The 7,340-nt window shown below is 71.2% G+C and carries 9 protein-coding genes; 3 read left to right on the top strand and 6 right to left on the bottom strand.

Annotated features, from left to right (window positions below; all coding sequences use genetic code 11):
• The 3 genes from EIO58_RS09680 to EIO58_RS09690 all read right to left on the bottom strand — a co-directional run.
• A partial coding sequence (locus EIO58_RS09680; RefSeq protein WP_164861613.1) for an ABC transporter permease occupies positions 1–506 on the bottom strand: 506 nt, incomplete at its 3' end.
• Positions 503–2,011 carry an ABC transporter substrate-binding protein gene (locus EIO58_RS09685; protein ID WP_127819363.1) on the bottom strand — a complete coding sequence of 503 codons (1,509 nt, stop codon included), beginning with the start codon at positions 2,009–2,011 and terminating at the stop codon, positions 503–505. The genes EIO58_RS09685 and EIO58_RS09680, both read right to left, overlap by 4 nt.
• A gap of 166 nt (positions 2,012–2,177) precedes the next feature.
• The gene (locus EIO58_RS09690; RefSeq protein ID WP_240658695.1) at positions 2,178–3,134 is read right to left on the bottom strand and encodes an alpha/beta fold hydrolase; all 957 of its coding nucleotides are present in this window, start codon (positions 3,132–3,134) and stop codon (positions 2,178–2,180) included.
• Between the two features lie 66 nt (positions 3,135–3,200).
• On the opposite strand from EIO58_RS09690, the gene EIO58_RS09695 reads away from it, so the two are divergent.
• The 3 genes from EIO58_RS09695 (at position 3,201) to EIO58_RS09705 (ending at position 5,017) form a co-directional block, all read left to right on the top strand.
• Positions 3,201–3,710, top strand: coding sequence for a carboxymuconolactone decarboxylase family protein (locus tag EIO58_RS09695; protein WP_127819365.1), 510 nt, complete (start codon positions 3,201–3,203; stop codon positions 3,708–3,710).
• Complete coding sequence (locus EIO58_RS09700) at positions 3,704–4,492, top strand: tyrosine-protein phosphatase (RefSeq protein ID WP_127819366.1); 789 nt, start codon at positions 3,704–3,706, stop codon at positions 4,490–4,492. Before EIO58_RS09695 ends, EIO58_RS09700 begins: the two co-directional genes overlap by 7 nt.
• A gap of 63 nt (positions 4,493–4,555) precedes the next feature.
• Complete coding sequence (locus EIO58_RS09705; protein ID WP_127819367.1) at positions 4,556–5,017, top strand: SIP domain-containing protein; 462 nt, start codon at positions 4,556–4,558, stop codon at positions 5,015–5,017.
• 57 nt (positions 5,018–5,074) lie between these two features.
• Here the strand turns inward: EIO58_RS09705 and EIO58_RS09710 are convergent, their stop codons facing one another.
• The 3 genes from EIO58_RS09710 to EIO58_RS09720 form a co-directional block, all read right to left on the bottom strand.
• Positions 5,075–5,533 (bottom strand): Fe-S oxidoreductase, encoded by a 459-nt coding sequence (locus EIO58_RS09710; protein ID WP_127819368.1) that lies wholly within the window; start codon positions 5,531–5,533, stop codon positions 5,075–5,077.
• Positions 5,530–6,351: an arginase family protein gene (locus EIO58_RS09715; protein ID WP_127819369.1), complete on the bottom strand. Its 822-nt coding sequence runs from the start codon at positions 6,349–6,351 to the stop codon at positions 5,530–5,532. Before EIO58_RS09715 ends, EIO58_RS09710 begins: the two co-directional genes overlap by 4 nt.
• Before the next feature lie 111 nt (positions 6,352–6,462).
• Positions 6,463–7,200 carry a PspA/IM30 family protein gene (locus EIO58_RS09720; RefSeq protein ID WP_127819370.1) on the bottom strand — a complete coding sequence of 246 codons (738 nt, stop codon included), beginning with the start codon at positions 7,198–7,200 and terminating at the stop codon, positions 6,463–6,465.
• Positions 7,201–7,340 lie beyond the last annotated feature (140 nt).

The following is a 7,340-nucleotide window of genomic DNA, read 5'->3' on the forward strand; positions in this document are numbered from 1 at the left end:
CGCGGGAAGCCCTGCGCGGGAAGCCACCCGAGCCACACCGCGAACACGACCACGAGCATCATTCCGGCCCACACGACCGGCACCGCGGCCAGCGCCTGCGCGCCGACGCTGAGCGCCGTGCCGTCGGCCCGCCCGCGACGCATCGCGGACAGCACGCCGAGGGGCACGCTGATCAGCACGGCGATGAGGAGCGACAGGATGCCGAGGGGCACGGTCACCTGCGCCTTCTGGGCGAGCTCGTCGACGACGGCGGAGCCGGTCAGCAGCGACGTGCCGAGGTCGCCGTGGAAGACCCCGCCGATCCATTCCACGTACTGCGCGGGAAGAGGCTGGTCCAGGCCCAGCCGCTCTCGGATCGCCGCGAGCTGCTCGGGGGTCGAGTTGACGCCGCCGATGAGCTGCGCGACGTCACCGGGCAGCACGCGCAGGGTGAGGAAGATGAGAGCGCTGGCGACGAACAGCCCGAGCAGGAGCAGGCCGAGCCGGATCAGCGCGTACCGGATCACCCGTCGCTCTTGGCGATCTCGGCGAGGTTCAGGCGCTCGTTCACGTTGATCGAGGGCATACCCGTGATGGTAGTGCCGACCGCGATCACCGAGGCGCCGGTGTAGAGCCAGTCGGCGGCGTGGTCCTCCGCGACGATGCGCGCCGCCTCCCGCAGCAGGTCGGCCGCCTCGTCATCGTCGGTCGCCGCCAGGGACTGCGCGTACAGCTCCTGCACCTCGGGGTTGTCGTAGGTGAAGTAGTAGTCGGAGTCCGCCCAGTTCTCGAAGTCGCGTGCCTCGGTGTGCAGCACGAAGCTCAGCTCGTAGTCCTGATTGATGTAGACGTCGTTGAGCCAGGTCGAGAAGTCGACGGACTCGACCTCGAGGGTGATGCCGACCTCGTTGAGGTCGGAGACGAGGATCTGCGGGATCGTGGTGGCGTAGAAGCTGGGGATCGTCAGCGTCAGCTCGAGATCCTCGGCGCCCGCCTCCTCGAGCAGGGCGCGGGCGGCCTCCGGGTCGTAGGGGGCGACGTCCGAGAGGTCCTCGTAGCCCGGGTCGAGCTCGGGGATGGGACCGTACTGCGTCTGCCCCGAGGCCAGCGCCTCGATGATCGCGTCGTGGTCGATCGCCTGCCGGATCGCCTGCCGCACGCGCACGTCCGCGAGGGGCCCCGAGACCTGGTTGAACGCGAGCGTGCCCTTGTCGGTGGACTGGCCGAGCTCGAGGACGAAGTCGCCGTTCGCCTCGATCTGCTCGCGCAGGTTGGCGTCGAATCCGGTGACGACGTCGACCTCGCCGGCGAGGGCCGCGTTCAGCGCGGCCTGGTTGTCGGGGATGTAGTCGAACACGACCTCGGCGACCTGCGGCGGCTCGCCCCAGTACGCATCGTTGCGGACGAACGTGATGCTGTCGCCCTGACGCCACTCGTCGAGCACGAACGGCCCGGTGCCGTTGGCCGCGGTGTTGTAGTCGACGGTGTCGCCCTCCTTCAGGACGATGCCGGCGCGTCCGGTGAGGTTCCACAGCAGGCTCGAGTCCGGCTCGGTGAGGGTCAGGGTGATGTCCTGGCCCTCTGCGGCGATCGTGGCGACGTTCGCGAGACGACCGGAGTCGCTCCAGTCCGGCGTGTTCTTGCGGGTCGTCAGCGACCACACCACGTCCTGCGGGGTCAGCGGCTGACCGTCATGGAAGGCCACGCCCTCGCGCAGCGTGAAGGTGTAGGTCAGTCCGTCGGGCGAGACCGTCCAGTCGCTCGCGAGCGCCGGGGCGATGTCCTGCTCGGCCGTGCGCGCGATCAGTCCCTGGTACACGTTGTCGACGAGGATCTGGTCCAGCGCCGCTCCGGCGGTCTGGCGGATGTCGAGGTTCCCCGGCTCGAGCACGAGACGGATCGCGACCGATGCCTCGGGGTCGGGTTCGCCGGTCGCCGTCGGTGCGGGCTCGGCCCCCGGGCTGCAGGCGGTCAGCAGGAGCGCTCCCGCCGCCAGGAGCGAGGCGGCGGCGAGGACGGAGCGACGGAGCATGAAGGTCCTTTCGGGGGGGGCCCGCGTGCTGTGCGGGCGCCGGCGGCGCGACGGGCGTTGCGGCGGCCGGTGCGGTAGTCAAGCCTAGGGACATCACGAGGCGGAGCGAGAACCCGCGACCAGGAACGAAACAGAAGTGTTGCAGCTCCGCAGTGCCGTGGAACGCTCACTCCGCGACGGCAAGGGTGCGCAGGCGCTCGCCGAGTTCGAGCGGGACGTCCTCCTGCACGTTGTGCCCGGCGTGGACCGTGACGACGGATGCCTCGGCCTGGCGCCGCGCGAACTCGTCGGCATCGGCATCCGTCACGTACCCGCGCTCGCCGCGGATCAGCGTCGTGGGCGCCGCCACGGCGGCGAGATCCTCCCATCCCGACTCGCCCAGCACGGCGCTCACGGCGTCCTGCTGGGTCGCACCGGCCTCGGCCGCCTCCGGCGACGCGGCCATCGCGTTCGCGAGATGGGCGAAGTGGTGCTTCCACTCGACGCGACCGTCGGGGCGCACGCGCGAGTTGAAGTACACGCCGCGCTCCGCCTTGCGCCGCGTGCCGCCGCCGAGCCCGAACGCGAGCGCGCGGTCGACGAGCTCGTCGCGCGAGGCCCAGTCGACGGGGCCGGCGAAGAACTCGCGGATCTGCGTGGGGCCCGCGTTCGAATCGATGCCTGGGGTGATGTCGATGACGACGAGCTCCCGCACGAGGTCTGGCCGCGACGCCGCCACGGCCGCGGCGGTCAAGCCGCCGAGCGACTGCCCGACGAGCACCTGCGGAGCACTGGTCCAGGCATCCATCCCGGCCGCGACGTCCGGCGCGAGCACGCGCGCGACGTACGCGGCGTCGGAGCGCCACGACGAGTCGCCGTGCCCCGGCAGATCGATCGCAAGGGCGGGGAGCCCGAGCGCGAGGATCGTGGTGTCCCACGTGTGGGCGTTGAGTCCCGCGCCGTGCAGGAACGTGACCACCGGCGACGGCGCGGACGAGTCGGCGGGCGCGTAGCGCAGCGCGCTCAGCGTGCGGCCGTCGGGAAACGCCAGCGACAGGCGTTCGCCGCAGGGGACGGGTGCGTCGATGCCGGTCTCGGCGGCCTGCTCGGGAAGGAAGGAGAACTCGTCGGTGGGTTCGTTCACCCGGCCATTGTCTCGCACGCAGGAGAGACCCGTGGCGCTCGCGGTGGCCCTCGGTAGGCTGGCGAGATGACGCATGAACACCGCGTGCACCTGTCGCGCGCTGCGCGCCCCGCCTACCAGGCGCTCTCCGCGTTCTCCCAGACCGTCGGCGAGATCTCGGCCGCGAGCGGCGTGGACGACCGGCTCAAGGAGCTCGTGCAGATCCACACGTCGCAGCTCAACGGCTGCGCGTACTGCGTCCGCATGCACGCCGATCGCGCGGTCAGGGCGGGCGTATCGGTCGACGTCATCGCGCAGGTTCCGGTGTGGCGCGACTCCGGGGTGTTCTCCGAACGTGAGCGCGCCGGTCTCGAGCTGGCCGAGGCGTTCGTGTTCATCCACGACGACGGTGTGCCCGACGAGGTCTACGACCGCGTCGGCGGCATCCTGAGCGAGCAGGAGTACGTCGCGCTCAGCTGGATCCTCGTGTCGATCAACGCGTTCAACCGCATCGCGGTCGCCGGCCGCTACGACGTGCCGCCGCGCGACGACCTCGCACGCGAGGACGCGGACGCGGCGGCGGGCACGGCATGGTGACGGTCCCGACGCCCCCCTCACCCGGCGCTGACGCGCAGCGGGAACGCGGTGCGCTCGCACCGCGTGACCCGCACGTGTCCGGTGCGATGAACCTCCGCGACGTGGGCGGACTTCCCGCGACGGGCGGCGCGGTGACGCGTCACCGCGTGCTCTACCGTTCGGGCAACCTCGCGCGCCTCGACGACGCCGGCTCGCGTGCGCTCGGCGAGCTGCGCCTGCGGCGCATCATCGACCTGCGCGCCGATGCCGAGGTGGCCTTCGAGCCGAGCCGCATCGCGGGGATGGACGTCGTCGTGCAGCGGGTCCCGCTGTTCCTGGGGTCGGTCGAGTCGTTCTTCGCCGACGACATCGGCCTGGACGAGATGTACCGACGGCTCATCGAGGACTCGTCGGCCGGTGTCGTGGACGTCGTGCGCGGCATCCTCGCCGACCAGCCCGTGCTGGTGCACTGCACGGTCGGCAAGGACCGCACCGGCGTGACGGTCGCCCTGACCCTCGCGGCGGCGGGCGTCGAGCCCGAGGCAGTGGTGGCGGACTACGCGCGCACCGAGGGGCTGCTGCCTGAGCGCCGCAACCGCGCGATCGTGCAGGTGCTGCGCTCAATGCATCCCGAGGCGGTGCACCTCGAGGACCTTGCGACGCGCTCGCCCGCGCCCGTGATGCGTGCGCTGCTGGACGATGTCGCCGACCGCTACGGGTCGGCCGCGGAGTACCTGCGCGCGCACGGACTCGGCGATGACGAGATCGCGGAACTGCGCCGCGTGCTGCTGCGGACCTCGTGATCGTGTCGCTCCGCTTCAGGCTGAGGTAAGGCAACCCTTCATTCGCGGTATAGTGGACTCGTCATGGTCCACAGCATCGAACACAACGCGTCGGCGTGCCGCTCCTCACGGCACACGCGCGTGCAGCACCTCATCACGGCGGACGAGTCCTCGCTCGCCGAGCTCGAAGCCGTGCTCTCGACGCTGCCGATCTGCTCGACCGGCCGCGTGTTCATCGAGATCCCGGATGCCTCGTGGCAGGGCGAGATCTCGGCTCCCACCCGCATGGTCGTGACGTGGCTCGACCGCTCACAGCGCAGCGGCGCTCCGGGCACGAGCCGCGGATGCGCCTCGGGCGAGGCGCTCTCCCGCGCCGTCACCGCGTGGGCCGACGAGATGCTGTGCGAAGAGGACGACCAGACCCGCATCCACCTGCTCGGCGGCTACCTCGGCACGGCCGACATCGTCGATCACCTGGTCGGACTCGGCATCCGTCGCGCATCGATTCACGCCCCCGAGCACTACAGGCTCGGCGTCGCGGGCTGAGTCGTCGCTCCGCGCCCGGCGCGGGTGCACTGGGTACGAACGAGCCGTGACGGCGGGTCACGCCGCGCCGCGGGGCACGTAGTTCCCGTCCTCGAGACCGGCCTCGATCTCGAAGCGATTGCGCAGCGGATCGCGGCCGGCGAGGGTGTACAGCAGCGGCATCAGGAGACCGTAGCGCTGCCACTGCCGCTTGTGCACCGCCTCGTGCCGCAGCAGGGCCGCCGAGACGCGGCCGTCACCGGTGAGGAAGCAGCCTCCCACGCACACGCCGCCACGCGGGAACGTCCAGCGCGGCATCCCGCGGAACACCCACAGGCCCTCCCGCTTCTCGACCCGGCCGGTGCTCCACAGCGAGCCCCACACCCAGCCCACCGTGCACCCGTACCAGTAGCCGACCCGGCTGACCGGCGAGTCGAGCAGGAAGGGCGGGATCCAGCCGTCGATGCGCCGGCCGCGCACCACGGCGCGCTCCGCTGCGGCGCGCCACCCTCGCGGAGGCGCGGGAACCGGGCTCACGCGAGCGATCCGATCACCCGGAGGATCGCGCCCAGGTCGTCGTGCGCAGAGGCGATGGAGGCGGGGGAGTAGCCCGTGAGCGATGCGCCCGCGAGCGGCGCCCCGGCCCGCACCTCGGCGATCGCGGCGGTCAGCTCGGCAACGGTCACCCCGAACGGCTCGGGATGCGCGTTGCCGGCGATCTCGGCCGGGTCGAGGGCGTCGACGTCGACGTGGATGTACACGGCGTCGGCACCCGTCGCGGCGACGGCGGACGCGAGGGATGCCGGGTCCCGCAGCTGCTCGACGGTCAGCGTCGCGATGCCGAGGTCTGCCACCGCGGCGAGCTCGTCGTCGTCGTACGAGCGTGCCGCGCCGACGACGACCCGCCGAGGGTCGACCGTGCCGGACGCGAGTGTCAATCCGGGATCGCCGACGCCGAGCACGGCGCGCAGCACCATGCCCGCGAACGCGCCCGACGGCGAGGACCCGGGGGCGTTCAGATCGGGGTGGGCGTCGATCCACACGACGGCGAGCTTCGGAGTGCGCCGTGCGGCGTGCGCGATGGGGGCGAGGGCGACGCCGCAGTCGCCGCCCACGGTGAGCACCGCCTCGTCGTGGCCGTCCAGCGCGTCCTCGATCATGCCGCGGATGCGCTGCAGGGCGGTGAGTCGATGGATGCCGCTGCCCTGTGACTCGCCGGCCTCCATCGGCACGTCGAGGAGCGTGGTGGCCGACCGCGGCAGATCACCGGCGATCGCCTGGGCCCCGTCGATGAGCTGCATCGCCCGGGACGAGGGGCTTCCCTGCCACTGCGGGACCACCAGGTATCGCGTCATCCCCTCATCTTCGCGCACGCGCGGGCCCGCGGCATCCGTCGGCGATTCCTCCGTGCGCGAACGCCGAAGGGCGCCGCACCCGTGGATGCGACGCCCTCCGTGGCGGATCGATCAGCTGCCGAGGGCAGCCTGCGGGGTGCCGCCGGTCTTCAGCGCAGCCAGGCGCGCCTCGACCTCGGTGAGCTCCCCGACGTCTTCGAGCTGGTTGAACTGGGCATCGAGCGTCGACGCGGCGAGCTCCTGCTTGCCCGTGGCGAGCGCCTCCTGCCGTCGCACCTTGTCTTCGAACCGGCCGAGCTCGCTCGTGGGGTCGAGTACGTCGATCGACTTGACGGCGTCGTGCACCTTGTTCTGAGCCTCGGCGGTCTTCGCACGCGCGAGCAGCTCGGAGCGCTTCGACTTCAGCTGCTCCAGCTTCTGCTTCATGCCGTTGAGGCCGTCCTTGAGCTTCTCGACGACCTCGGTCTGCGACGCGATGGTCGGCGCGATGGCCTTCGCCTCGTTCTCCTCGCTGATCTGGCGCTGAAGCGCGATCTTGGCGAGGTTGTCGAACTTGTCGGCGTCGGCGGTATTGCCGGTCGTGCGCAGCTCGTCGGCCTTGCGGCTCGCCGCGAGCGCCTTGTTGCCCCACTCGGCGGCCGCCTGGACGTCCTCCTGGTGGTCGCGCTCGAGCAGGCGCAGGTTGCCGATCGTCTCGGCGATGGCCGACTCGGCGTCGGCGATCGAGTTGGTGTAGTCGCGCACCAGCTGATCGAGCATCTTCTGCGGGTCCTCGGCGGAGTCGAGGAGTGCATTGATGTTCGCCTTCAGGAGCGTCGAGATGCGACCGAAGATGGACTGCTTCGCCATCGGATTTCCTTCCTATCGGAGTTCGGTTGAGGTCGGTTGATCAGGTTCGGGATGCCGTGCGGCGGGCGCGTCGACGGGCTGGGGGACCGGGCGACAGTTCAGAAGCGACCACCCCCTCGGCGGCTGCGGGTGCCGCCGCC

This window comes from Microbacterium sp. CPCC 204701, assembly GCF_004010105.1.
Lineage (GTDB): Bacteria > Actinomycetota > Actinomycetes > Actinomycetales > Microbacteriaceae > Microbacterium.

What these genes read in the sequence shown, in the direction of transcription:
- EIO58_RS09685 (WP_127819363.1), bottom strand. Translation starts at nt 2,011, where the DNA reads ATGCTCCGTCGCTCCGTCCTCGCCGCCGCCTCGCTCCTGGCGGCGGGA.
- EIO58_RS09695 (WP_127819365.1), top strand. Translation starts at nt 3,201, where the DNA reads ATGACGCATGAACACCGCGTGCACCTGTCGCGCGCTGCGCGCCCCGCC.
- EIO58_RS09700 (WP_127819366.1), top strand. Translation starts at nt 3,704, where the DNA reads ATGGTGACGGTCCCGACGCCCCCCTCACCCGGCGCTGACGCGCAGCGG.
- EIO58_RS09705 (WP_127819367.1), top strand. Translation starts at nt 4,556, where the DNA reads ATGGTCCACAGCATCGAACACAACGCGTCGGCGTGCCGCTCCTCACGG.
- EIO58_RS09715 (WP_127819369.1), bottom strand. Translation starts at nt 6,351, where the DNA reads ATGACGCGATACCTGGTGGTCCCGCAGTGGCAGGGAAGCCCCTCGTCC.
- EIO58_RS09720 (WP_127819370.1), bottom strand. Translation starts at nt 7,200, where the DNA reads ATGGCGAAGCAGTCCATCTTCGGTCGCATCTCGACGCTCCTGAAGGCG.